This is a genomic window from Sphingomonas cynarae, assembly GCF_039537815.1.
Taxonomy (GTDB): Bacteria; Pseudomonadota; Alphaproteobacteria; order Sphingomonadales; family Sphingomonadaceae; genus Sphingomonas; species Sphingomonas cynarae.
On the sequence record NZ_BAABBF010000009.1, the window covers coordinates 1 to 25,162 of the forward strand.

21 protein-coding genes, 2 tRNA genes and 1 pseudogene are annotated in these 25,162 nt (G+C 66.2%); 8 read left to right on the top strand and 16 right to left on the bottom strand.

Annotation, left to right across the window (positions count from 1 at the left end):
• Window positions 1-1,246: penicillin acylase family protein (locus ABD719_RS15775; RefSeq protein WP_344694331.1), on the bottom strand; the 1,246-nt coding region annotated here is incomplete at its 3' end.
• 28 nt (window positions 1,247-1,274) lie between these two features.
• On the opposite strand from ABD719_RS15775, the gene ABD719_RS15780 reads away from it, so the two are divergent.
• Window positions 1,275-2,552, top strand: coding sequence for a metal-dependent hydrolase family protein (locus ABD719_RS15780; protein ID WP_425567189.1), 1,278 nt, complete (start codon window positions 1,275-1,277; stop codon window positions 2,550-2,552).
• 178 nt (window positions 2,553-2,730) lie between these two features.
• Here ABD719_RS15780 and ABD719_RS15785 read toward each other — a convergent pair whose 3' ends face one another.
• From ABD719_RS15785 to ABD719_RS15815, 6 genes and pseudogenes are all read right to left on the bottom strand, one after another.
• Window positions 2,731-3,591 carry an NAD(P)-dependent oxidoreductase gene (locus ABD719_RS15785; RefSeq protein WP_344694332.1) on the bottom strand — a complete coding sequence of 287 codons (861 nt, stop codon included), beginning with the start codon at window positions 3,589-3,591 and terminating at the stop codon, window positions 2,731-2,733.
• Window positions 3,588-4,411 (bottom strand): annotated as a pseudogene (locus ABD719_RS18730) (SDR family NAD(P)-dependent oxidoreductase). The gene ABD719_RS15785 and the pseudogene ABD719_RS18730 overlap by 4 nt, the downstream one beginning before the upstream one ends.
• The gene (locus ABD719_RS15800) at window positions 4,408-5,388 is read right to left on the bottom strand and encodes an aldo/keto reductase (protein ID WP_344694334.1); all 981 of its coding nucleotides are present in this window, start codon (window positions 5,386-5,388) and stop codon (window positions 4,408-4,410) included. The pseudogene ABD719_RS18730 and the gene ABD719_RS15800 overlap by 4 nt, the downstream one beginning before the upstream one ends.
• A 279-nt stretch (window positions 5,389-5,667) precedes the next feature.
• On the bottom strand, window positions 5,668-6,063 hold the full coding sequence (locus ABD719_RS15805) for a VOC family protein (RefSeq protein ID WP_055930929.1): 396 nt from the start codon (window positions 6,061-6,063) through the stop codon (window positions 5,668-5,670).
• A gap of 46 nt (window positions 6,064-6,109) precedes the next feature.
• Window positions 6,110-7,222 (bottom strand): alkene reductase, encoded by a 1,113-nt coding sequence (locus ABD719_RS15810; protein WP_344694335.1) that lies wholly within the window; start codon window positions 7,220-7,222, stop codon window positions 6,110-6,112.
• Between the two features lie 108 nt (window positions 7,223-7,330).
• Complete coding sequence (locus ABD719_RS15815; protein ID WP_344694336.1) at window positions 7,331-8,050, bottom strand: glutathione S-transferase family protein; 720 nt, start codon at window positions 8,048-8,050, stop codon at window positions 7,331-7,333.
• A gap of 103 nt (window positions 8,051-8,153) precedes the next feature.
• Here ABD719_RS15815 and ABD719_RS15820 point away from each other — a divergent pair, with 103 nt between their 5' ends.
• On the top strand, window positions 8,154-8,720 hold the full coding sequence (locus tag ABD719_RS15820; protein WP_344694337.1) for a TetR/AcrR family transcriptional regulator: 567 nt from the start codon (window positions 8,154-8,156) through the stop codon (window positions 8,718-8,720).
• Window positions 8,721-8,784: 64 nt separating this feature from the next.
• Here the strand turns inward: ABD719_RS15820 and ABD719_RS15825 are convergent, their stop codons facing one another.
• The 6 genes from ABD719_RS15825 to ABD719_RS15850 form a co-directional block, all read right to left on the bottom strand.
• Window positions 8,785-10,788 carry a site-specific integrase gene (locus ABD719_RS15825; RefSeq protein WP_344694338.1) on the bottom strand — a complete coding sequence of 668 codons (2,004 nt, stop codon included), beginning with the start codon at window positions 10,786-10,788 and terminating at the stop codon, window positions 8,785-8,787.
• Between the two features lie 104 nt (window positions 10,789-10,892).
• A tRNA-Pro gene (locus tag ABD719_RS15830) sits at window positions 10,893-10,969 on the bottom strand.
• Between the two features lie 73 nt (window positions 10,970-11,042).
• The gene (locus ABD719_RS15835; RefSeq protein WP_344694339.1) at window positions 11,043-11,678 is read right to left on the bottom strand and encodes a PEPxxWA-CTERM sorting domain-containing protein; all 636 of its coding nucleotides are present in this window, start codon (window positions 11,676-11,678) and stop codon (window positions 11,043-11,045) included.
• Between the two features lie 86 nt (window positions 11,679-11,764).
• Window positions 11,765-11,840, bottom strand: a tRNA-Ile gene (locus ABD719_RS15840).
• Between the two features lie 109 nt (window positions 11,841-11,949).
• Window positions 11,950-12,216, bottom strand: coding sequence for a hypothetical protein (locus tag ABD719_RS15845; RefSeq protein ID WP_192127689.1), 267 nt, complete (start codon window positions 12,214-12,216; stop codon window positions 11,950-11,952).
• A 160-nt stretch (window positions 12,217-12,376) separates the two neighbouring features.
• Window positions 12,377-13,804, bottom strand: coding sequence for a M28 family peptidase (locus tag ABD719_RS15850; protein WP_344694340.1), 1,428 nt, complete (start codon window positions 13,802-13,804; stop codon window positions 12,377-12,379).
• A gap of 166 nt (window positions 13,805-13,970) precedes the next feature.
• Here ABD719_RS15850 and ettA point away from each other — a divergent pair, with 166 nt between their 5' ends.
• Window positions 13,971-15,650 (top strand): energy-dependent translational throttle protein EttA, encoded by a 1,680-nt coding sequence (ettA, locus tag ABD719_RS15855; RefSeq protein ID WP_192127693.1) that lies wholly within the window; start codon window positions 13,971-13,973, stop codon window positions 15,648-15,650.
• Window positions 15,651-15,792: 142 nt separating this feature from the next.
• Window positions 15,793-16,974 (top strand): sensor histidine kinase, encoded by a 1,182-nt coding sequence (locus tag ABD719_RS15860; protein ID WP_344694341.1) that lies wholly within the window; start codon window positions 15,793-15,795, stop codon window positions 16,972-16,974.
• Between the two features lie 22 nt (window positions 16,975-16,996).
• On the opposite strand, the gene ABD719_RS15865 is transcribed toward ABD719_RS15860, so the two are convergent.
• The 3 genes from ABD719_RS15865 to ABD719_RS15875 are packed head-to-tail and all read right to left on the bottom strand — an operon-like array spanning window position 16,997 to window position 20,374.
• Window positions 16,997-17,827, bottom strand: coding sequence for an NYN domain-containing protein (locus tag ABD719_RS15865; RefSeq protein WP_344694342.1), 831 nt, complete (start codon window positions 17,825-17,827; stop codon window positions 16,997-16,999).
• 41 nt (window positions 17,828-17,868) lie between these two features.
• Window positions 17,869-18,351 carry a transcription elongation factor GreB gene (greB, locus tag ABD719_RS15870; RefSeq protein ID WP_344694343.1) on the bottom strand — a complete coding sequence of 161 codons (483 nt, stop codon included), beginning with the start codon at window positions 18,349-18,351 and terminating at the stop codon, window positions 17,869-17,871.
• A 13-nt stretch (window positions 18,352-18,364) separates the two neighbouring features.
• Window positions 18,365-20,374, bottom strand: a complete 2,010-nt coding sequence (locus tag ABD719_RS15875) for a lytic transglycosylase domain-containing protein (protein ID WP_344694344.1) — start codon at window positions 20,372-20,374, stop codon at window positions 18,365-18,367.
• Window positions 20,375-20,461: 87 nt separating this feature from the next.
• On the opposite strand from ABD719_RS15875, the gene dapA reads away from it, so the two are divergent.
• The 4 genes from dapA to ABD719_RS15895 all read left to right on the top strand — a co-directional run bounded on the left by dapA (window position 20,462) and on the right by ABD719_RS15895 (window position 25,155).
• Window positions 20,462-21,346: a 4-hydroxy-tetrahydrodipicolinate synthase gene (gene dapA, locus ABD719_RS15880; protein WP_344694345.1), complete on the top strand. Its 885-nt coding sequence runs from the start codon at window positions 20,462-20,464 to the stop codon at window positions 21,344-21,346.
• 236 nt (window positions 21,347-21,582) lie between these two features.
• Entirely contained in the window at window positions 21,583-22,065 is a 483-nt protein-coding gene (gene smpB, locus ABD719_RS15885) for an SsrA-binding protein SmpB (protein ID WP_192127713.1), read from the top strand.
• Window positions 22,065-22,628: a DUF2062 domain-containing protein gene (locus tag ABD719_RS15890; RefSeq protein ID WP_344694346.1), complete on the top strand. Its 564-nt coding sequence runs from the start codon at window positions 22,065-22,067 to the stop codon at window positions 22,626-22,628. The genes smpB and ABD719_RS15890 overlap by 1 nt, the downstream gene beginning before the upstream one ends.
• Before the next feature lie 109 nt (window positions 22,629-22,737).
• The gene (locus tag ABD719_RS15895) at window positions 22,738-25,155 is read left to right on the top strand and encodes a hybrid sensor histidine kinase/response regulator (RefSeq protein WP_425567191.1); all 2,418 of its coding nucleotides are present in this window, start codon (window positions 22,738-22,740) and stop codon (window positions 25,153-25,155) included.
• Window positions 25,156-25,162: the final 7 nt, after the last annotated feature.

Here is a 25,162-nt window from a genome sequence, read left to right on the forward strand (position 1 = left end):
CTGTCGCGGGATCGCTGCCATCGACGGGGCGGGTATAATCGAACCGGTCGTCGCGGACCGGCATGAACTGCGGCATCAGGAACGCGATTTCGCCCTTGTCGTCGGCGAACAGCGTGTCGTTCGAGGAGTTCGCCTTGCGCTCGGCGACCGCGAGGTACGAGGCGAGGTCGGTGGCCTTGGTGCGCAGCCAGCTCTGCTCCAGCGCCGGGACGGGCCGCCACATCAGCGCGGTCGCGACCCAGCGGCCGTTCTTCGCCGCGACGACCGGACCGTGATGGGTGGCCCAAGTGGTGAATCGCCGTTCGCCCATGCCGCCATCGGGCCGGCGGAAGCGGAGCGTCACCGTGCGCATCGCGACCGGGCGTGTCTCACCACCGTAGCGGTAGCCCCAGCCGTCACCGCGCCGCATGATCGCCTCGGCGAACTGGTCGACATTGTCGACGGTGGAGGAGGTATGCATCCAGCCAGCGTGTGCGTTGAACCCCTGATAGACGAAGAACTGCCCCCAGGTGCTGGCGCCATAGGCGTTCAACCCCTCGTCGCTGGTCATCTGCGCTTCCGAGCGGAAGTAGAAGCTGGTGTGCGGGTTGATGAGGAGCAGCGCCCGGCCGTTCGCGGTCAGCTTCGGCGCGATGGCGATGCCGTTCGATCCCGACGGCTCGCGCGGGACCGCCCCCAGCTCTTCCGGCGTCGGTGGGGTCGGCCGGCCATAGAAGGTCTTGAGGTCGGCGAGCGAGATGCGCTCGATATCGCCGCCAATGCTGCCTTCGGTGAAGCTCAGTGCCATCCACGGCTCGAACCGGGTCAGCACCTTGGGACTCACCTGCGGGTGCGTCGCGAGATAGAAGTTCAGCCCGTCCGCCCAGGCATCCATCAGCGTGCGCAGCCATGGGGGACAAGCGGCATATTGCGCCTGGAGTTCGACCGGATCGACGAACAGCCGCTGGCGCAGGTCGGCCCAGATCGCCTCCTCACCATCCGCCTCGGCGGTGCGGCCGAGCGCGGTCAGGTAGTTGGCCTCGATGCGGGCGAAATCGTCCTCTGCCTGCGCGTAGGTCATACCGAACACCGCGTCGGCGTCGCTGCGGCCGCGGACATGCGGGATACCCCAATCGTCGCGCGTGATCGTCACCCGCGCCGCCTCGGCCTTCCACCGTGCCATGTCGGGATCGGGTGCGGCGGCGGTCGTCGCCAGGAGGGCTGCGACGATCAACGGATTGCGCGTGCGCTGGAGGAGCGTAACCATAGCGTAAGCCTAGAACGGGGAGTGAGGCATGGCCAAGTGCTGGTTGGCGATCGTGATGGCAATGATGCTCGCCGGCGCAAGCGCCCCCTCGGTCGAGCCCACGACAGGCACCGCGACGCTGCTACGACCCACGGCGGTGTTCGACGGCATCGACGGGAAGATGCACGTCGGTTGGCAGGTGCTGGTGCGCGGCGACCGGATCGTCGCGGTCGGCCCGAACCTAACCGTTCCTGCGGGGGCGCACATCATCGACCTCGCCGGTGACACGCTGATGCCGGGCATGATCGAGGGACACGGCCATCTCTTCCTCCATCCCTATGACGAGGCGAGCTGGGACGATCAGGTGCTGCATGAACCGCTGGCCCTGCGCACTGCGCGCGCGGTGGCGAACGCGCGGGCGACTCTGCGGGCAGGCTTCACCAGTGAGCGCGACCTGGGCACCGAAGGGGCGGGCTATGCCGATGTCGGTCTGAAGGCGGCGATCGACCAGGGGATCGTCGAAGGCCCGCGGCTGAGCGTCGCGACCCGCGCGATCGTCGCGCTCGGTGCCTACGGCCCCAAGGGGTTCGAGCCGGGTGTCGCCATCCCGCAAGGTGCGGAGGAGGTCTCGGGTGCGGAGCAGACGGTTGCGGCGGTCCGTCGGCAGATCGCGGCCGGCGCGGACTGGGTGAAGCTCTACGCCGATTATCGTTGGCGCGCTGGCGAGGATAGCCGCGCGACGCTGAGCCTCGACGAGATCAGGGCGGCGGTGGGGGCGGCGCACGACGCCGGACGTCCCGTCGCGGTCCACGCCTCAACCGTGGAGGGTATGCGCCGCGCGATCGAGGCGGGCGTCGATACGATCGAGCATGGCTATGGCGGGACGCCCGCGATCTTCGCGAGCATGGCGGCGAAGAAGATCGCCTTGTGCCCGACGCTCGCCGCTTCGGACGCGAGCGCACGCTATCGCGGCTGGACCGGCGCGGAGCCGACTCCCGCCGCGGTGAAGGCAAGCCGTGACAGCCTCCGCCTTGCGCTCGCCGCCGGCGTGCCGATCTGCATGGGTGGCGACGCAGGCGTATTCGCGCACGGCACGAACGCGCGCGAGATGCAACTGATGGCGGCAGCGGGAATGACGCCGGCGCAGGTGCTGCTCGCCGCCACCTCGGGCAACGCGCGCTGGATGCGGGTGGGCGACCGTCTTGGCGCGGTGAAGCCGGGCCTGCTCGCGGATCTGGTCGCGGTTGCGGGTGATCCCACGGTGAACATCTCCGCCGTGCGTGCCGTGCGGCTGGTGATGAAGGGCGGTGCCGTTGTCGGCATGTAGCAATGGGCCAATGGAAGTTACCTCAAGGCGCTGCCGCAGCGGAAGGGACGGACGCCTGTCTGGCCGACGTTAGGAAGCCGGGGAGGGGGCCTGAACGACCACAACCGGGCCTTTCCGTTACTCAGCTTTCCTTGAGATGCCGCCCGCGAGGTAGTCCCCGTATTGCGTCCGCGGGTGTCTAAAGCTTCGCACTCTTCCTAACGGCAAGCGCAATACCAGCCCAATCAATGTCCGGGCCTTCCGTCGCGATGACACTGCGAAGGTGGTCGCGAACGATCCCCAGCAGCGGCATCGGTGCCCCAAGCGAAGTGGCAGCGGTATCGGCCAGCGTCATGTCCTTCAGGCCCAATGGCGCCGCAAACCCGGCGGGCCGGAAGCGGTCCTCCAGCAGAATCTCGCCATAGATGTGGTAGACCGGCGCGCCGAACAGGGTTCCCGTCAGCACCTCCAGCAGGGTCTGACGATCGACGCCGCCCTTTTCGGCCAGCGTCATCGCCTCGGCCATCGCCTCCACGGCGGCCATGATCATGAAGTTGCCGCTGAGCTTCACCAAGTTGGCCGCGGACGGCTTGTCGCCGATCCGGAAAGTCCGCTGACCGATATCGGCGAACACCGGTTCGCAGCGATCCAATGCAGCTTCCACGCCTGCCGCGACCACGAACAGCTTGCCCGCCGCCGCCGCCGGTGGACGGCCGAAGACGGGTGCAGAAACGTAACCGCCGGTGCCGCTATCCGCCGCGAGCCGGTCGGCAAGCGCGATGCTGATCGTGCTGTGCCCGACGTGCAGTGCAGGAGCGCCGACGATGCCGCCCTCGCCGAATACCACGCCTTCCACCGCCCGGTCGTCGGCAAGCATGGTCATGACGAGATCACCCTTGGCCGCATCAAGTGGCCGTGCCGCGCGAGCTGCGCCCGCTGCGACAAGTGCGTCGGTCTTGTCTGCCGAACGGTTCCAGACCGTCACCTCATGACCTGCCTTCAACAGATTGGCCGCGATGGCGCTGCCCATCTGTCCCAGCCCGATGAACCCGATCCTCATGCGTCATCCTCCATGAAGCGGGCGAATTCGGCCGCGTGATCGGGGTGCCAGCGGGAAAGGGCGGGGCGGTTCTCGATGATGTCGCCTGCCGCCCAGGCAATGCGTTTCGCGTCCTGTGCCGGCGTGGTCTCGTTGTCGGGGCAGAGAATGTAGAAGTCGCCGTGCGCCAGACGATCGAACATGAGATCGACCACCTGTTCCGGCGTCCAAGCGCCAGCCGGCTTTTCCGGCCGCGGAGAGGTCATGCCCGTGTAGGTGAAGCCAGGGATCAGCAAGTGCGCGCTGACTCGGTCCCCTGTCTGCTCGCGCAGCGTATGTGCCAAGCCTTCGGTCAGGGCTTTAACCCCTGCCTTGCTGACGTTGTAGGCGGTGTTGCCCGGCGGCTGGGTGATGCCTGCTTGGAGCCGGTGTTGATGACGAGGCCCGGCCCGTGTCCCTCCACCATCAGCGGCGCGAAGCTCTGGATGCCGTTCAGCACACCCATCAGGTTGACGCCGAGCAGCCTTGTCCACGCCTCCTGGCTGGCGAAAACATCACCGCCCTGGCCGATGCCGGCGTTGTTCATCAGGACGGATGCCGGCCCAAGCGTGGTGGCGAGGGTGCGCATTGCCACCGGGTCAGCGACGTCGACGGCGTGCGCGCCCGCCCCGTCGATCGACCCGGCCGCCGCATCGAGTGCTTCGCCCGGCCGGTCGAGGATGGCGACCCGCATGCCACGTGCGGCGAATGCGCGCGCGGCGGCCAGCCCGATGCCGCTGGCTCCACCCGTCACGACGGCGAGTTTGCCCGGCGCGATCGCCGCGAACGAGACTGCACTCATCGGTCGATGCTCGCCATGTCGGCATAGCGCTGTCCCTCGGCTGCACCGGGCGGCATGATCGCGTCGATGCGGGCGATGTCGTCCGCGTCCAGCGTCACGTCGATCGCGCCGAGGTTGTCTTCCAGATAGGTACGCCGCTTGGTGCCGGGGATCGGCACGACGTCGTGGCCCTGCGCGAGCACCCAGGCAAGCGCCAGTTGCGCCGGCGTGCAGCCCTTGTCGGAGGCCATAGCGCCGACCGCCTTGACGAGGTCGAGGTTGCTCTGGAACGCTTCCCCCTGAAAGCGTGGATGATGGCGCCGGAAATCATCTGCGGCGAGGTCGTCGGGCGCGGTGATCTGACCGGTGAGAAAACCCCGGCCGAGCGGGCTGTAGGGCACGAAGCCGATGCCGAGTTCGCGCACCGTCGGCAGGATTTCTGCTTCGGGATCCCGGCTCCACAACGAATATTCGGTCTGCAGGGCCGTAATGGGGTGGGCCGCATGGGCGCGGCGAATGGTCGCCGGCGACGCCTCGGACAAGCCGAGATACTTAACCTTGCCGGCCGTCACCAGCTCCGCCATCGCGCCCACCGTCTCCTCGATCGGCACGTCGGGGTCGACGCGGTGCTGGTAGTAGAGGTCGATGACGTCAAGCCCGGTGCGCTTCAGGCTGGCATCGCATGCATGGCGGACATAGTCGGGGCGGCCATTGATGCTGCGGCCCTTGCCATCGGCACCCCGATCGATGCCGAACTTCGTCGCGACGACCACCCATTCGCGGCGTTCGCGCACGACACGGCCGACCAGTTCCTCGTTGGCGCCGACCCCATACATATCGGCGGTGTCCAGGAAGGTAACGCCGCGGTCGAGCGCAAGATTGATGGTCGCGACCGACTCCGCTTCGTCGCGACCGCCATAAAAGTCGCTCATCCCCATGCAGCCGAGGCCGAGCGCAGAGACCTCAAGGCCTTGCGAACCGAGCTTGCGTGTCTTCACCGTGTTTCTCCGATGCGATGTCTGTTGTCGGGGGAATGATCGCGGACGCCGCAGGTTGCCTCTTCACGACACAAAGGCGATCGTTGCCTCGTGATAGCGGAGGAAGAAGGGGGCGATGATCGGCAGCCGGAACGGATTGCCGGCCCAATCGAGGAATAGCCGGTTCCGACGAACGCGAAATCGGGTCCGTCGTGACATGGCATATCTAGCGGACCGATACCTACCGGTCCGCTAGCGATGTGAAAGGGGCCACCTGAGCCGATCGGCTGGGCTCGGCTATTATGACGGGATGTGGATTCCGCACAGCTTGTTGCCGTCCGGGTCGCGGACATAGGCCAGATGGATGGTCCCCATCGCTGACTCACGCGGACCGGGTCCGTCCTCGATCGAGGTGCCGCCGTTGGCGACAGCGATATCATGGAACAGTTCGACCTGTTCGGGCGAGTTGCACGAAAAAGCCACGGTGCCGCCATTGGCCACGGTGGCCGGTTCGTCGTTGATCGGCTGGGTAACGATGAAGTTCGTCCCGCCCTCATTGCGGTAGAACAGGCGGGTGTGACCGCTGCCGGCCATGTTCAGCGTCGCCTCTTCGGCTCCTAGGGCACCTAGCACTGCATTGTAGAAGCGCTTAGATCGCTCGATGTCGTTCGATCCTACCATCGTATGAAACAGCAAATTATCTCTCCTCGATTATACATGCAGGCGAACGCACGCCCTTGAATTACGGAAGCTCGATCTGCCCGTTCATTCCGGGCCAGTCCGAGTAGCCGACCGAGCCACCGCCATACCAATATTGCTTCGGAGCCTCGGCAAGTGGGGCGCCAGTCCGCAGCCGCTCCACGAGATCGGGGTTGGCGAGGAAGGGCCGGCCGAAGCTGAACAGATCGGCATTGCCGTCCGCCAGAGTCTTCTCGGCGAGATCGAGCGTATACTGGTTATTGGCGATATAGGCGCCCGAGAAGCGCTTGCGCAGCTCCTGAAAGTCCACACCGTCCGGCACGTCGCGCGTCTGCTGGGTCACGCCTTCGATATCGTGGATGTATAGCAGGCCGATCACGGACAAGGCGTCGACGAACGTGTCGAACGTGCGCCGGACCTGGCTGTCGAGCGGGGTCTTTCCGGGCTCGGTCGTTGCCGGGGAAATGCGAATGCCGACGCGATTTGCTCCCCAGACCTCGACCACGGCACGCACCACGTCGAGCGGAAAGCGGAGACGGTTCTCGATCGAGCCGCCATAGGCATCGGTGCGCTGGTTGGTGCTGTCGCGGATGAACTGCTCAAGCAGGTAATTGTTCGCAGCATGCACCTCGACGCCATCGAACCCGGCTGCCTTGGCCTGTTCGGCGGCATGGCGGTAATCCTCGACGATGGCGGGGATTTCGTCCGTTTCCAGCGCGCGCGGAACGACGAAATCCTTCATCCCGTCATTGGTGAAGGCCTGCCCCTCCGCCGCGATCGCGGACGGCGCCACGGGAAGGGCACCGCCATGCAGATCGGGATGCGATATCCGGCCCGTGTGCCAGAGCTGAAGGAAGATCCTGCCGCCACGGCGATGAACGGCTTCGACGATGGGCTTCCATGCCGCCACCTGCGCGTCCGACCAGATGCCGGGCGTCATCGCGTAACCGCGCGCCTGAGATGAAATGTTCGTCGCTTCGGTGATGATAAGGCCGGCATCGGCGCGCTGTGCGTAATAGTCCGCGGCGAACGCCGGGGGGATGCCTTCCTCGTTCGAGCGGCTGCGCGTGAGCGGTGCCATGACGATACGGTTCCGCAGTTGCAGATCACCGATCGTAACGGGTTGCAGGACGGGGCTGACAGGCAGATCGGCCATGATATGATCTTCCGTAGGAGTAATAAGGAGCGAGGGCAGGCGGCTGTAACGCTCGGGCTGCCGTTTCACCCCGACCGGCTTGAAACGGTCCGGGTAGCAAGCTGGGTGCTACGGACGGTTGTCCAGTTCCGGCACGCCGCTGCTCCGGTCCCCATAGGCGGCGAGGAATGTCGGGCGGCGCTGCCACCGCTGCCAGAACGCATCGATATGTTCGTAGCGCTCGTCGAGCGGCATGGCGTTTACCTCGAACTTCGAGAACGCAATCGCCGTCGCCAGCGTGATGTCGGAAAAGGTCGGCTCGTCACCGCCGAGCAGCCAGTCGCGGCCATCGGCCAGATGCCGGTCCACCAGCGCGGTATGTGCCAGCGCTTCCTTGCGGCAATGCTCGCCCCAAGCGGCGTTCGCAGTCAGTTCGAGCTTGGGGCCGAGCCCCTGATGCAGGACATGGAACGCGGTGGTGATGCGGTAAAGGATGTGCACCCAGACCCGGTTGTCCCACATCGCGTCTAGGCCTTGTTCCTCCGGGGTTTCGCCCATGATCCGGCGACCTGGAAACGCCTGGTCAAGATAACGGACGACGGCCGCGGTTTCCGAGATGAAGCTACCGTCGGCAAGCTGGAGCGTCGGGGTCTCGCCCCAAGGATTCATCTTGAGGTGCTTCCACTGCCGCTGCTCGCCGACCGGGGACATGTCGTAGACCTGCTCGTCAAAGCGATCAGCGATGCCCTTTTCGTGCAGAAAGATGCGCAGGCGCTGTGGGTTGGGGAAGGCAGAGGCGGAGGTGAACAGGCGAAGCTTCGGGCGTTCAAGCGGAGTCTGATCGGTCATGAGGCGTCCCTACCAAGTGATTGGTAGTCACTCAGGTGGGCGGTTGCCTCCTGATGGTCAACCCCTATCTACCAATTGGTCGGTTGGCGGAGTAAGCGGGGCGATGGCAGTGTCGAATTCGAGAGAGGCAGTGCTCGCCGCGGCAAGGCGAAGCGCCATGGCGCGCGGCTATAACGGCCTGAACTTTCGCGACATCGCCGCCGAGGTCGGGATCAAGGCACCGAGCATCCATCATCATTTCGCGACGAAGGCCGATCTCGGTGTGGCGGTAGCGCGCCGCTATTGGGAGGATACGGTCGAGCAGTTGGCCGCGATTTCGGACGAGACGCCAGAGCCTCTTGGTGCGCTTCGCCGCTATCCGGAAATTTTCCGCACGTCGTTGTCGAACGACAACCGCATCTGCCTGTCGACCTTTATGGCGGCGGAATATGATGACCTTCCGGACGCGGTAAAAGTCGAGGTCCAGAGCTTCGCTGACGTCAATGTTGACTGGCTGAGCAAGCTTCTCGTCGAGGCCAACATTGTCGAACCGGGCGAAAGCAGGGCCAGGGCAAAGGCGATCTATGCGGCCGTCTCCGGCGCGCAGCTATTCGCAAGGGGTCGTGCGGATATCGCGCTTTTCGACACGATGATCGACAGTTACCGCGCGGCCGGGCTTCTGCCGGCCTGACGGTCCTGCTGCCGTGTTTCGCCAAGTCCGACGAGCCGCGCCACCGCCAGATAACGGCGGATCTTTAAGTAGTCGGGGTGAGACGTGAAGTTGATGCACGCCTCCCATGCCTCAGTCGATGAACCGGTCTGATGTTGATTGGATGGCTCGGTTGGATATGCGCGGTAATGGGCGTCAATAGCTGTAGTGCCTCGAGCTTGATAGAAAGCTCTGCCTCCTCGTCATAGGTGCGCGCGGTTTCCGTTTCGCCTTCATGGCCAAACAGATCGCAGCGGACTTCACTGGCGACGCGACCTTTCATCATTGTCGTTGCCAAGCCGCGGTAACTATGCACGTCTTTGTCCTTCCAGGCACCGCCAGCGCGGTGGCGCCATGGCGTGCCTTTGGGGAATGCCCAATCGCGCAGTGGTTCGAAGATGGACTTGTAGAACGTCCCGGCAAAAGTGGTCGATTTCGGTGACTTCATTTCCGGGAACAGCAGCGTGCAACCCGCTGCTCGCAATTCCGTCACGTAATCGATGAACCCGAGGCGGATCAGTTCGGGATGGATCGGCAACCTCCGGATCGACTGAATGTTCTTGAGCGCGCGATCTTCGGTATAGTCGATCCGGAAGTAGGGGATTGGCTCCAGTTCGTGCACCTCCGCCAGTCCCAGTCCGGCGAGTTCCGAACTGCGGCCGCCATACAAGGGCAGAATGAGCGGCATCCAATACCAGGCGTCGTGAATGATCTCGGTGCCCGGTTTCAGGCGGCGGTCGATCCCTGCCGCGCCTGTCCAAACCGGTGCGGACAAAAGCTTGGCGATCTCCTGTATCGTCCAATTGGCCCGCTTGTCGCGATCCCGCTTTCGCGCCTTGCGCGATGTCTTGCCTATGCCGGCTCGTGCCTTCGTGAAAGAAAGCGGCTTCGCCGGCCGACGCGCTTGCGGATCGTCATCCTCGCCCGCTGCATGGGCGAGAACGGCGGCGATCCATGTCAGGTGCTTGTTGATGGTCGTCTGGCTGATGCCGATGTCGGCCGGTGGCATGGTTGCCGCTCGGGCCAAGCTGGCAGCGATGCCGCCGGCTTGTTCCTCGCGGGTGCGCCCCCAACGATTCGGCAACGACCGACATAGGGTCGTAAAATCGCGGACGTGCGATTGCTCTAAGTCCTCGATGCAGATGTCGCTGCCACAGGCGTAATCGAAGAGCCGCAATGCCGTCCGCACCTGCTTCATTGAATCCGTGTCCCAAGCGCCAGCAGTCTGATAAACCGTGATGCACTCCTCGGCCGCTTCAAGCAGGCGCTTCTTCTGGCGCTTGGGAAGTGCGGATGCGGACGGTTCATCGATGGCGACGGGCTCCGGTGCCATCGGCTCGTATGTCTCCACCGCCGACTGCGCCAGGGGAGTGGGCGAGCGCTCGACTTGTTCGAAGGCGAATGGCGCATCATCGACCAATGCCTCGTCGATCCATTGCGCCATGTCGTCGTCGCCAACGCGGAGGCGGGCAGTTGCCTCGCGGCATGCCGACGCACGAGCCGAGCAGATCGTCCGCGCCATCCGCGCGACGTTGTCCCGCGTGGAGGCGATACCGAAGGTCTCGCTATAACTGTCGAGCTGAGCCTTCGAAACCGGATCGCCGTTCTGGAGATCGAACACGAGATCCGCAACTGCCTTCGCGCGCTCCTCGCTCCAGCCGGCATCGATCAATCGGTCATGCTCGTCTGGTGTCCAGCGTGCTTCGACGCCCTTGTGCCCAAGGAAGGCCCAGGCTTCGGCATAGATGGAATTGATCGTGGCGTGATCTTCCGACCGGGCGGGGCTGCCAATCTGATCCTGCTCGATACGCTGCAATTGCCAGCGCAGGGCATCGCTGAACACCCGCTTCAGCTGATCGGGGGTCAGCCCCGTCGATTGACCATAGGCCACACGCAAACTCTCGACTGTCGCACCAAGTCTGTCTGCCATACACCGGGCGCGTTGATAATTCCCTGTGCCGAGCGACAGGGATAGCGGCACCGCCGCGCCGGCCACGGTGATCTTCCTGCGCCAGTGATAGCTGCCACCGCGCAGCTTGAGGTTCGGCAATCCCAATCCATCGCCCCCAATGGGTACAACGATGGGTACAGTCGTGGGTACAACCATTCCCGATCGCCCTGTTGGCGACGAGAAATCAATCACTTAACGGATGATGGTCGGGGAGACAGGATTCGAACCTGCGACCCCCTGGTCCCAAACCAGGTGCGCTACCAGCCTGCGCCACTCCCCGACGATGATGCGACTAGAGGGGGTTTGCCCAATGTGCAAGCGCCGCGGCACGGGCCGCGGCGCTTGTCGCTGCGTTATCCGGCGAAGGCGATGCGCGGACGACGGCGGCGCAGTGCGTAGCCGGTCAGGCCAAAGCCGGTCAGCATCAGTGCCCAGGATGCAGGTTCGGGGATCGCGAAGGTCAGGTTCGGCAGGGTGTCCGCCTCGATCTCGCGGAAGGCAATGCCCTGTATCGCGCCCTTGAACGAATAGCCGTCCACCGCGAAACCATCACCATAATTCACGGTGATCGCGCTGCACGCAGGATCGGTGCCGAACGATCCGGTGGGGATCGCAGCCGGCGTCGCGTTGGCGAAACAGGCGGAGCCCGTAATGTCGTAGTTCACGAAATGCGACGAATAGCGTGCCTTGACGTCGAACCCGTTGGCCGTCGAATGGCCGGTTTCCTGGCGATCGAATATCTGCCCGGCGAACCAGATGCCCTGATCCGACACCGACGGGGGGGCAAAGCCGCCCAGATTATAGGCGAACGAGGCATAGAAGGTCGTGAAATTGTAGAACAGCGTGGGCTGACTGCCGGTACGGCTGCCGTTCGCCCCGTTGCCCGTGCCGATCGCCGAAATGTCGACGATCAGATATCGGCCGGCCTGTGCCGGCGATGACGCGATCGTCGCGGTGGCGGCCAAAGCGGCCAGCCCGAATTTCTTCATCTCGTTTCCCCCCGTTTTATCGTCTTCTGTGCAGGGAGGCGATCCCGATCGGCCGAACCGCCCGCGTCGATCGCTCCACCCGTATATGGTGGGCCCGGAGGGACTCGAACCCCCAACCTAGCCGTTATGAGCGGCCAGCTCTAACCATTGAGCTACAGGCCCCGCAGCGGCGCCTAGCGCAACCGCCGGCAAAGAAAAAGGGCGTCCGCGAATTTCGCGAACGCCCTTTCCCGCAATAATGCAACAGTCGGGCGCAATTGCCCGACCGGCATTACTTCATGTTGTCGATCTTCTCGTCGGCGACGTCACGCACGTTCGATGCGGCGTCTTCGAGGTTGTCCGACGCGTTCTCCAGCACTTCCGTCGCGGCAGCGTTGGAGGTGTTGTCGGCCAGGTCTTCCAGGTTATCAGCCTGCGCTTCGAGGTTATCCGCCAGCATGTCGGCGTTGTTCTCGACGGCAGCCGCTTCCGGCGACTTCGAGCAGGCTGCGACGGACATCAGGCCGGCGGCAGCAGCGATCAGAACGATCTTCTTCATTCGAATGCTCCCAAGCATAGTAAATCATCGCGGCCGACCCGATTGCCGTCGCGAAGCGGCGTGCATAGCGGACCCGGATCGCCGGTCAACGGCGAAAATTCATCAAACAGCAATGTTCGCGACGGGCGGAGCAAGGGGGGGGACGGTTTCGTAACGATCGTCACGGTCGCACGGGTACCGGGCCGATCTCCTCGGGTGCGTTGGCGACGATTGCGAGCATCGTCGTCCAAGCTGCGACGTTCTGGCGCAATTGTGCCGGATCGACCCGGTCCAGCGTGTCCTCCGGCGTATGATGCACGTCGAAATAGCGCAGGCCCGACTGGTTCAGATCCACCCCTGCCACGCCGGTGCGGATCACCGGGCCGATATCGGTGCCGTCGCCGCCGGTGCCGGTGCCACGCACGATGCCGAGGGGAGCCAGCGCAGCGGCGAGTCGGTCCGCGACCGGCCGGGCTGCGTCCGGCAGTGACGTTTCCACCCGCCACACCCGGTCGGCGCCGAAATCGCTTTCGCTGGCGGTGGCGTGGCGTTCCCCGACATGGGCCCTGGCATATTCCTGTCCGCCGAAGCCGCCGATCTCCTCGTCGCCGAACCACACCACGCGGATCGTGCGGCGCGGCCGGCCGGCCTCCATCACCAGCCTGGCGGCGGCGGTAGTGATGCCCAGGCCGCTGGCATCGTCGATGGCGCCGGTGCCCAGCTCCCAGCTGTCGAGATGCCCGCCGACCAGGACGATCCCGGCATCCCGGTCCGTCCCCGGCACCTCCGCCACGACGTTGCCCGACTGGCGCGGCCCGACGAAACGCGGGGTCAGTACCAGTTTCAGCGTCACCGGCCGGCCCAGCTTCACCATTCGTTCCAGGTTCTCGGCATCCGCCACCGACAGCGCGGCGGCGGGGATCGGCGTCACGCCGGGGGCGAAATTGGTCGAACCCGCATGGGGTCCGCGCCCGTGATCGGTGCCGATCGACCGGATCACGATCGCCGCCGCGCCCTTTTGCGCGGCGATGTTGGGGCCGACGAAGCGCGCCGCGCCGGCGCTGCCATAGCTCGATCCATCCTGCGTCGGCTCCATCGTGTTGGAGACGAAGGCGATCCTGCCCGTCAGGCTGCCGGCGGGCACGGCGAGCAGATCGTTCAGCGTGGCGAAGAATGCGACGGGTGCGGTCAGGCCGGCGGCGGGGGTCGCGCCCGAATTACCCAGCGCGGTCAGCCGCAGCGCTTGCGGATAGGGGGCGGCGACCTCGGCGGTCTCCACGCCGCGTTCCCAGACATTGGGCAGAGTATAGGGTTCGATGCGGACGTTGCGGAACCCCAGCGCCTTCAGCTTTGCCACGCCCCATTCACGCGCCCGCGCCTGTGCCGCCGATCCGCCGGTGCCGCGTTGGCCGATCTCCGTCGTCAGCCCTTCGGTAATCGCATAGGCGACGTCGTCGCCCAGCGCCTTGTCGCGCAACGCCGCGACGCGCGGGTCCACGGTGACGGCGGGTGGTGCCGCGCGGGTGCGGGCGGCCGGGGCGGCGGGCTGCTGCGCCGATGCGGGCGTGGCGGCGGCGAGCAGGGCAAGCGGGATGGCGTGGCGGATCATGTCGTTCCCTTTGTAGGCAGGGCAGGGGTATGACGCATCGCCCCTCTGGCACAAGCCCGGCCGGTGTGCCGCGCCCCGGGGGCCGGGCAATTGCGTTCCGCGGCCCGGATCGCTATCTCGCGAACCACGATTTCCCGCCTTTCGAACGATGGAGCCCGGCACCGCGATGGCCGTTCAGTATACCTACGTCATGAAGGGTCTGACCAAGACCTTCCCCGGCGCCAACAAGCCCGTCCTCAACAACATCCACCTGCAGTTCATTCCGTCCGCGAAGATCGCGATCATCGGGCCGAACGGCGCCGGCAAGTCGACGCTGATGAAGATCATGGCGGGCATGGACCCCGACTTCACCGGCGAGGCATGGGCGGCGGAGGGCATCCGCGTCGGCTATCTCGCGCAGGAGCCGCAGCTCGATCCGTCGAAGGACGTGATGGGCAACGTGAAGGACGGCGTCCGCCCCGTCGCCGATCTGGTCGATCGCTTCAACGCGATCTCGGCGGAAATGGGCGATCCGCAGGACGATACCGACTTCGATGCGCTGATGGAGGAAATGGGCGACCTGCAGGCCAAGATTGACGCGGTCGACGGCTGGTCGCTCGACAGCCAGCTGGAACAGGCGATGGAGGCGTTGCGCTGTCCGCCGGGCGATTCGGCGGTCACCAACCTGTCGGGCGGCGAGAAGCGCCGCGTCGCACTGTGCAAGCTGTTGCTGGAAAAGCCGGACATCCTGCTGCTCGACGAACCGACCAACCATCTCGATGCCGAATCGGTATCGTGGCTGGAAAATTACCTCAAGGAATATACCGGCAACGTCATCCTCGTGACGCACGACCGCTACTTCCTCGACAATGTCGTCAACTGGGTGCTCGAACTCGATCGCGGCCGTTACTACACCTACGAATCCAACTATTCCGGCTATCTGGAAAAGAAGTCGAAGCGGCTGGAGCAGGAAGAGCGCGAAGAGGCCGGCAAGCAGAAGGCGATCGCCGACGAACTCGCCTGGATGCGCCAGACCCCCAAGGCCCGCCAGACCAAGTCCAAGGCGCGTATCCGCGCGTTCGACGAACTGATGGCCAAGCAGGAGAACCGTGCCGCCGGCAAGGCCGCGATCCTGATCCAGCTGCCCGAGCGTCTCGGCGGCAAGGTGATCGAGGCGAAGGGCCTGACCAAGGCCTATGGCGACAAGCTGCTGTTCGACGGGCTCGACTTCACGTTGCCGCCGGGCGGCATCGTCGGCGTGATTGGTCCGAACGGCGCCGGCAAGTCGACGTTGTTCAAGCTCATCACCGGGCAGGAACAGCCCGACAGCGGCACGATCGAGGTCGGCTCGACCGTGAAGCTCGGTTATGTCGACCAGAGCCGCGATCACCTCGATCCCAACAAGAACGTCTGGCAGGAAATCTCCGACGAACTGGAGGTCTTCCGCTTCGGCAAACAGGAGCTCGGCACGCGGGCCTATGTCGGCGCGTTCAACTTCCGCGGGCCGGACCAGCAGAAGAAGGTCGGCCAGCTGTCGGGTGGTGAGCGCAACCGCGTCCACATGGCCAAGATGCTGAAGGAGGGCGGCAACGTCCTGCTGCTCGACGAACCGACCAACGATCTCGACGTCGAGACGCTGCGCGCGCTCGAAGAGGCACTGGAAACGTTCGCGGGTTGCGCCGTGGTCATCAGCCACGATCGCTTCTTCCTCGATCGCCTCTGCACCCACATCCTCGCGTTCGAGGGCGACAGCCATGTCGAATGGTTCGAGGGCAATTACGAAAGCTACGAAGAAGACAAGCGCCGCCGCCTGGGCGATGCCGCCGATCGCCCGACGCGCCTCGCCTACAAGAAGCTGACGCGCTGATGTTCGGCGTCGCTGACGTGGTATCCCGCGTCAGCGACCCGATCGGCCGTTCGCTTCCGACCGGTCGCGGCCTGCCGGTTTAAACCGGGGCGACGCGCGCCTATCTTGCCGGCAACAAGGGCAAAGGGGGCCGATCGACGACATGGCAGTGGTGGAAGACGCGCCCGGCAACGGTGGTGTGGCGGGGCATGGCGAACTTCACTATCGCCTGCGTCAGCAATCGGTCCTCGCGGATTTCGGGATCGAGGCGCTGCGCGCGCGCGATCTCGATCCGATGCTCCAGCGTGCGGTCGAACTCTGTGCGGACGGGATGCGGTCGCACTATTGCAAATTCCTGGAATATAAGGGTAGCTCAGGGCGATTGCTGGTCCGCACCGGCGTCGGCTGGCGTGACGGGGTGGTGGGCCAGATCGAGATGGGTGCCGACACCGGATCGCCCGCCGGCTTCGCCTATCAGACCGGCCAGGCGGTGATTTCCAATCATCTCGGCGACGAGACCCGGTTCCGCACTCCCGGTTTCATGGCCGACCACGGTATCCGCCGCGCCATCAACGTGCTCGTCCATGCCGGCGGCCATCATTACGGCGTGCTGGAGGTCGACAGCCCCGATGAGGGCCGGTTCGAGGCCGCCGATCTCGCCTTCATGCAGGGGTTCGCCAACCTGATCGGCGTCGCGATCGAACGGCAGGCGGCCGAGCATCGGCTGAACGACGCGCTCCAGCATCAGGAACTGCTAACGCGCGAGGCGAGCCATCGGGTGAAGAACAGCCTCGCCCTCGTCTCCGCCATGCTCAACCTCCAGATGCAGGAGGACGAGGACCCCCGCATCACCCGGATGCTGGGCGATGCGCAGGCCCGCATCGCCGCGATCGCGCAGGCGCACGACCAGCTGTGGCGGGGCGAAAAGGTCGGGGTCGTCTGTCTGGACGATCTGGTCGGCGGTATCGTCACCCAGCTGGGCGAGCAATCGCCGACCCACGATCTGACGTGCGCGATCGTCCCGCTGGAACTCAGCGCCGATACCGCGATCCCGATCGGCCTGCTGGTCACCGAACTCGTCACCAACGCGATCAAATATGCTTACGGCGAGGCCGGCGGTCCGATCGCGGTCACGATCGACCGGCAGGACGATGCCCTGATCGTCACGGTTACCGATCGCGGCCATGGCCTGCCCGCCGACTTCGGCATCGCCACCGCCTCGCGCCGCAGCCTGGGGATGCGGATGATCGCCAGTCTGGTCCGGCAGTTGCGCGGCGAGATCCGGTTCGAGGATGCCGGGCCGGGCGTGCGCGTCGTCGTTCGCACCGATCCGCGCGGCATGTGACCGCGCGGCGACGCGTTACGCGTTACCGCAGCCGCCGGACATAGGACTGGCCGCCCTCGCGCCGCTCCAGCTTGAAGTTGCTGACCGATTCGATCAGGTCCGACAGCCTTTTGTAGCCATAGTTGCGCACGTCGAAGCTGGAGCGGTTGGCGGCCAGCTGTCCCATCGCGGTCAGGCTGACATACCCCTTCTCGTCGCGTTTCGAGGCATCATAGGCGTCGATCAGCAACTGCAGCAGTTCGTCGTCGACCGGCAATTTGGGCCGTGCCGCAGCGATCGGCGGTGGCAGGCTTTCGGCGATCGGAACCGCGACGTTGTTGACCGGCGCGGCCGTGCGCGTTCCCGCCACGGGCGGGGTGGGGGTCGGTGTGGCGACGGGGGGCGGGGGTGTGACGCCCGGCTCCTCGACGGGCGCGGAAATGGCGTTCACGTCGATGAAGCGGGTGCAGGCGCGGCGGAATGCCTCCGGCGCGCGACTGGTACCGAATCCATAGACGGGGATGCCCTCCTGCCGGATGCGCATCGCCAGCGGCATGAAATCGGAATCGGACGACATGATGCCGAATCCCTCGATCTTGCCACGGAACAACAGGTCCATGGCGTCGATCGTCATCTTCATGTCGGTGGCGTTCTTGCCCTTGGTCAGGTCAAACTGCTGCTGCGGCTCGATACCGTGCTTCACCGTCATGTCGCGCCAGCTCTTCAGTTCCGGCTTGGACCAGTTGCCATAGACGCGGCGGATGTTGACGGTGCCCAGCTCGGCCAGCACCGTCAGCACGGGGTCCAGCGTGGCGGCGGACGCATTGTCGGCATCGATCAGCAACGCGACGTTGCGGGTGGGGGTGGAATCCATGGCCGCCTTGTCGCCGACCGCGACGCAGGCGGCAAGATGGATCAGGCCGGATAATCGACCGTCATCACCTCATAGTCCCGTTCCCCCGCCGGCAGCACGACCCGGCGCACGTCGCCCACCGCCGCCCCGCGCAGCGCCCGGGCAAGGGGGGCGTTCCACCCGATCCGGCCCGACGCGGCATCGGTCTCGTCGTCGCCGACCAGCGTCAGCGTGCGCCGCGCATCGTCCTCGTCCGCGATCGTCACCGTCGCGCCGAACCACACGCGGCTGCGATCCTCCTGCCGCGCGGGATCGACCACCTTGGCCGCCTTCATCCGTTTCGACAGGAAGCCCAGCCGCCGGTCGATCTCGCGCAACCGCTTGCGGCCATAGATGTAATCGCCATTCTCCGACCGGTCGCCATTGCCCGCCGCCCAGCTGATCGTCTCGACCAGCGCGGGGCGTTCGGTCGCGAACAGCCGCTCATATTCCTGGCGCAGCACGGCATAGCCGGCGGGTGTGATGTAATTCGGGCGCGGCTCCATCAGCTTCGGCTCATCAGCCCGGCTGCCCCTTGCCGAGATACCATGACAGCCGCGCCGCCCCCCGGCTGCGCGATCGCGCGGGGTTCATCAGGTCATAGACGACGGCATTTTCCAGCACGCGCTGGACGTAGTTGCGCGTCTCGCCGAACGGGATCGCCTCGATCCAGTCGACCATGTCGATCGTGCCGGTGCGCGGATCGCCGAACTGCCGCAGCCACTTGTTCACATTGCCGCCGCCCGCGTTGTACGCCGCCACCGTCAGCGGATAGCTGCCGTAATTGTCGAACACCCGCTGGAAATAACTCGACCCCAGCTTGATCGAGATCGCCGGATCGCTCGACAATTGCTCGGGCGTGAAGGCGAGGCCGATCTTGCCGCCCTGTTCGCGCGCGGTGGCGGGCATCAACTGCATCAGCCCCCGTGCGCCCGCGCCGCTGACGGCGGCACGGTCGAACTGGCTTTCCTGCCGCGCGATAGCGTGGATCAGCGTCCAGTTGCCTTCATAGCCGGCCGGGACCGGCACGGTCGGGAAACCCGCGGCGGAATATTCGGTCAGCCCGTTCTGCATCGCGCTGCGCCCCACCATCACCGCCAGATCGGGGCGGCCGATCTGGCGCGACAGATCGGCCGCGAGCAGATGGTCGGTGTCCGACGTTGCGTCTGCGGCGATCTGGCGGACGAACGCGGTCTGATCGGTCCACTGGCCGATCTGGCCGAGAAAGCGGGCTGCCTGCACCGTTTCCCGCGCGTCGAATGCGGCTTTCAGGGCGGGGGCGATCGCGGGCGCGGCGATCGCCGGCGGCGCGGCGAGCGGCCGGCCGGTCCGCTCTAGCGCGAGCTGGCCGTAATATTGGTCGCGGTAACCGGCGGCGCGGGCGTAGAAGGCGGTGGATTGCGCCGTCATCCCCGCAGCCTCGGCCGCGCGGCCCGCCCAGTAGAAGCCCTTGGCGCGGGTCTGCGGCGACTGGCTGCCACGGCCATAACGGTCGAACATCGTCATCGCGTCGGCGGGCCGGTTCAGCTGCTTCAGCGCGGCCTGTCCCGCCAGCCACGCCAGCGAGGTGTAATCGTCACGCTCGACGTAAGGCTTGGTCGATACGTCGGTGCCCGCCGGATAGGCATCGTCGACCTGCCGGGCGATGTCATAGGCGACCTGCCACTGCCCGTCCGCCGCCGCGCCGCGCGCATTGACCAGCAGCACCTCGTACCATTTCTCGACATGGCCCGGCCGGCTGGCCAGGGTGCGCGGCTGGGTCAGCCACGTTCGCGCGCTCGGGCTGAGCGTATTGCGCAGCCACGTCGCCCGGTCGGCGATGTAACCGGGATCGTTGGCATAGATCGCCTGCGTCGCGGCGGAGAGTTCGGCGGCGTTGGACGCCTTGGTGCGAAACGCCAGCCGCGCCTCGAACAAGGGGCGCTTCGCCGGGCTGACCAGCGCGATCTGGCGCTGCGCCGCGCCCGTCTGCCCCTGCCACAGCATCGCATCCATTCGCGCGTCGTTGGCCTCTGGCGTCAGTGCGGCGGGAAAGCCGGTCAGGATCGCGCTTTCGTCGACAGAGGACAGCGCGCCCGTCTGCCACGCGGCCCGCGCGGCGGCATCCGCACCCGCGCGGTCGCCCGTCGCCAGCAGCGCGCGCGCCTGCGCCACCATGCCGGTCGCGGTCAGTGGCGGGAAACGGCGAAAAAAGGCCGCTACCCCGGCCGGATTGCCGGTGCCGAGCGCCGCCTGCCGTTCCGCCGCGCGCCGGTTCGCCGCCTCGCCCGGCCAGCCCGGATGGGTGGTCACGAAGCCCGCATAGCTGTCGAACGGCAGCGCATCGGTCTGTTGCAGCGCACGCCACTGCGCCACCGCCGCGGCGATCGGTGCGCTGGGCAGCGGCGCGGGCTGGCCCGCCATGCCAGGGGTGACGCTGCGATTGGCGGCCTGCGTCGCGGCGCGCTCCGCCTCCTCCTGCGATTGGGCCAGAACGGTGCTGCCGGCCAGCATCGCCAGCAGCATCGCGGATTTCATCGGTGCGATCATGTGGACAGGATACGCATCGCGCCCGTATCTGTCCTGAACGAAATGCATCCCGCTCGCTCAAAGTTCGCCTGAAGGACACGTAAGATCATGTTTTCCGGTTCGATTCCCGCGCTCGTCACGCCGTTCGACGCAGCGGGCGAATTCGACGAGGCGGCGTTCCGCCATTTCGTCGAGTGGCAGATCGCCGAAGGATCGGCCGCGCTGGTCGCCTGCGGCACCACGGGAGAGGCGGCGACGCTGACCTATGACGAACATTTCCGGGTGGTGCGCATCTGCGTCGATCAGGCGCGTGGGCGGGTGCCGGTGATCGCCGGGGCGGGTTCCAACGACACCCGCGTCGCCACCGCCAACCTGCGCGCCGCGCGGGATGCGGGCGCGGACGCCGCGCTGATGGTGCCGCCCTATTACAACCGGCCCTCGCAGGAAGGCATCTTCCGCCATTTCGAGGCGCTGGCGGCGGACGCGCCGTTGCCGATCGTCCTCTACAACGTGCCCGCCCGCACCGTGACGGATATCCAGCCCGCCACCGTCATCCGCATCGTGCAGGCGTTTCCGCAGGTGTTCGTCGGGATCAAGGATGCCTCCGGCGCGCTGGCCCGCGTGTCGCAGCATCGCGGCGCGCTGGGCGAGGGGTTCGTGCAGCTGTCGGGCAACGACGATCTGGCGCTGGCCTATAACGCGATGGGCGGCACCGGCTGCATCTCGGTCAGCGCCAACGTCGCGCCGCGCTTGTGCGCGGATTTCCAGGCGGCCTGCGCGGCGGGCGACATGGCGACCGCGCTGACGCTGCACGACCGCCTGTTCCCGCTCCATGATGCGCTGTTCACCGACGCGTCGCCCGGCCCCGTCAAGCACGCGCTGACCCGCATCCGCGCCGATTTCCCCCCGCATCTGCGTCTGCCGATGACCCCGGCGAACGAGGCGTCGCGGGCGGCGGTCGATGCGGCGCTGGCCCATGCCGGGCTTCTGTAACCGGCGCGCTTCCCCCTCGATGTCCTACACGCCGCTGGCCTGCTATGACCCCGGCAACCGCTCCTTCTCATCGCCGTCACCCCGATAAGGGCAGCCGCCGTCGCACCGTATCGCCCCCTGTAGGATGTGACGTTCGTGACTTTCGGCGTGACTTTCCACGCCCGCCGTCGCCGCTTTGCGCCCGTTCGGCGTCCCCCGCTTCCCAACGGCCTGTGGGCCGCCTACATCGCACCCGCATGTCCCGTCCCAAACCCGCCACCTTCGACAAGAAGAAGATCGTCGCCGAGAATCGCCGGGCGCGGTTCGAATACTCGATCGAGACCGTTTACGAGGCGGGGATCGCGCTGACCGGCACCGAGGTGAAGTCGCTGCGCTTCGGGCAGGGCACGATCGCCGAAAGCTATGCGGAGGTGCGGGGCGAGGAGGTGTGGCTGGTCAACGCCAACGTCCCCGAATTCAGCCACGGCAATCGCTTCAACCACGAAGCGAAGCGCCCGCGTAAACTGCTTCTTCACGAGCGGGAGATCAACAAGCTGCACGGCGCGGTTGCGCGCGAGGGGATGACCCTGGTGCCGCTGTCGGTCTATTTCAATTCACGGGGAAGGGCCAAGGTGGAACTGGCACTGGCCAAGGGCCGCAAGGATCACGACAAGCGCGCCGCGATCAAGGAACGCGAGTGGAAGCGTGAGGCCGGTCGCTTGATGCGCGAACGCGGCTGATGGCGTCCGCGGCGCCCGGCCTGTGGCAGCGCGGGGCCGCCTGGTGTCGCCGTAATCTGCCGACACGGGAATCGATGGAGCGCAGCCGCCTGCTCCGTCCGGTCGCGCACCGGGTGCTGGCGCCCGAACTGTGGCGGTTCACCCGCCGATCGGTGCCACGCGGGGTTGCACTGGGGATGGTCGCGGGGTTCCTGTTCCCCGTCGCGCAGATCGCGATCGCCGCCTTGTTCGCACTGCCGTTCCGCGCCAATGTCTCGGTCGCGGCGCTGACCACCTTCATCACCAACCCCTTCACCACGCCGCTGCTGTGGCTGCTGGCCTACAAGATCGGATCGTGGCTGTTGCGCACCGATGCACCGATAGTGGCGCAGCCGATCGCCGATGCGGCGACCGGCTGGCTGCAATGGGCGACGGGATGCCTGCACTGGCTGTGGGACAAGGGGCCGGCATTCGGGGTCGGGCTGCTGGTGCTGACCGTGGCAGCGGCGATACTCGGCTTCGTGTTGTCTGCGTTCGGGTGGCGGTTGTGGATCGCCCGGAAATGGCGGACCCGCCATCTCTGATCGGCAAATAACGGCTTGCAACCCTTTGTGATGGCTAACGGATTTCGGTGCGTGTGCCGTGTCGGTCCCGGATCGGGCATGATCGGGGCCGATGCTACGGGTTGACGCCATGCCGTTGCCGACTGAAAGCGATGCCATGGCCGTCTTCTCCCCTCGTTCGTCACCCAGTCTGGCGGCTGCCATCGTTGCAATCCTTGCGGGTATGGCCGCCGCGGCGGTCGTGATGGTGTTCGCGGGCAGCTGGATCATGGCCGCCGGCTTCCTGGCGGCGGCGATCGTTGGGGTGGCGATCACGGTGGCGTGGCGGTTGCTGGCGCCGGTGGCGGGCACCGGGCCTCGCGCGGTCGACTGGAACCTCACCCGCGCGGTGGCGGGGGCGAGCGGTGATGCGGTGGCGATCACCGATCGCGCCGGCCGGCTGGTCTGCGCCAACGACAGTTACGAACTGATCTTCGATGGTTTTCCGACCCCGCCTTCGCTGCCGCTGGATGACGAGGCCAATGCCGCGCTGGCCGAGGCGGCACGCGAAGCATGGCGGGAGGGGATCGCCCGCGTCGACGGGGTCGAGGCGATGGACGCGACGCTCGGCGTCAGCATCATCCGCGCCGGGGACGAGGCGGACATGCTTGTCTGGCGATTCGAGCCCAAGCGTGAACGCGATCGCGCCGATGCCGCCCGCTCGCTGATCGCGGGGCCGACCGGCGATCGACTGGGCGAGGCGGGGATCATGGCGGCCCTTGTGTCGCCCGATGGCCATGTGCTGGCCGCCAATCCGGTGCTCGCCCGGCGTGCGCTGGGCCGGCCGGGCACGATCAACGGCCGCGACATCGTCGACATGCTGATGACCGACAGTCGCGGCCTGGTCCGGTTCGAACGCGAGGGGCTGGAAGGAACGCCGCTGCGCCTGTTGCAGGTGCCGTTTCTCGATGACGAGCAGGCGCCGCTGCTGGTGATGATTCTCGACGACCGGGATGATGCGGCGGGTATCCGCGAAGGCGCTTCCGCCACCGAGCATGTCCGCTCGCTCGTCAGCCTGATGCCGTTCGGCATGGCGCTGGTCGATCGCGACGGGCGGTTCATGCAGATGAACGAATCATTCCTGCGGGCGGCGGGTGTCGATGCCGAATCGATCCCGCTCTATCCCGGCGACCTCGTGGTGCGCGAGGACAAGGCTGCGGTCGCCGACGCGATCCGCCGCTTCGCAAGCGGCGCCACCCATTCCACCGACATGGCGGTCCGGCTGAAGGACCACCCGGATGAACCCGTCGCGCTGACCATCGCCGGCGCGCGCGGGCTGGGCGATGCCGCGGTGCTGCTCAGCCTGAAGAACAACAGCGAGGAAACCCGGCTGAAACGCGAGGTCGCACAGGCGACCAAGATGCAGGCGGTGGGCCAGCTCGCCGGTGGCGTCGCGCATGATTTCAATAATATCCTGACCGCGATCCTGGGGCATTGCGACCTGATGCTGATGCGCCATTCGCCCGGCGACAGCGATTACGATGACATCCAGCAGATCCGCACCAACTCCAACCGCGCCGCCAGCCTGACCCGGCAGCTGCTCGCCTTCTCCCGCCAGCAGACGCTGCGGCCGCAGGTGCTGCAGCTGCCCGACGTGGTGTCGGAGGTATCGACGTTGCTGAAACGGCTGATGGGCGAAACGGTGCGGCTGGATGTCAGCCACGGGCGCGGGCTGGGCGCGGTGCGGGCCGATCCGGGGCAGCTGGAGCAGGTGGTCGTCAACCTCGCGGTCAATGCGCGCGATGCGATCATGTCCGCCAATCCCGGCGGCGGCGGCACGTTGACCATCCATACCCGCGCCGTATCCGCCGCCGAGGTACGCGAGATGGCGATCGATATCCTGCCGCCGGCCGATTATACCGCGCTGTCCGTCACCGATACGGGTGCGGGCATCCCCCCTGAAATCCTGCCCAAGATATTCGAGCCGTTCTTCACCACCAAGGAGACGGGCAAGGGTACCGGGCTCGGTCTGTCGACCGTCTATGGCATCGTCAAGCAGTCGGGCGGCTGGATATTCGCCGATTCGCGGCCGGGGCAGGGTGCCACCTTCACCATGTATCTGCCGGTCCATGCCGATACGGGCGCGCCGGCGCTGCGCATCGCCCCCCCGCCCAAGCCGGCCGTCCGCGTCCGCGAGATGTGGGGGCAGGGGACCATCCTGCTGGTCGAGGACGAGGACATGGTTCGCGCCGTCGCCGAGCGCGCGCTGACGCGGCAGGGCTATACCGTGCTGACCGCGGAGAATGGCGAGGTCGCGCTGGAGCTGCTGCGCGAGGCAGCCCGCCCCGACCTGTTGATCTCGGACGTCGTCATGCCGACGATGGATGGACCGACGATGGTCCGCCACGTCCGCGAGCGCTATCCGGATCTCCCGGTGCTGTTCATGTCGGGCTATGCCGAGGAGCAGCTGCGGAACTCGATCGACATCGACAACGTGGCGTTTCTGCCCAAGCCGTTCTCGGTCCAGCAACTGGCCGATGCGACGCGCGACGTATTGGCCGGGGCATGACGTTGCT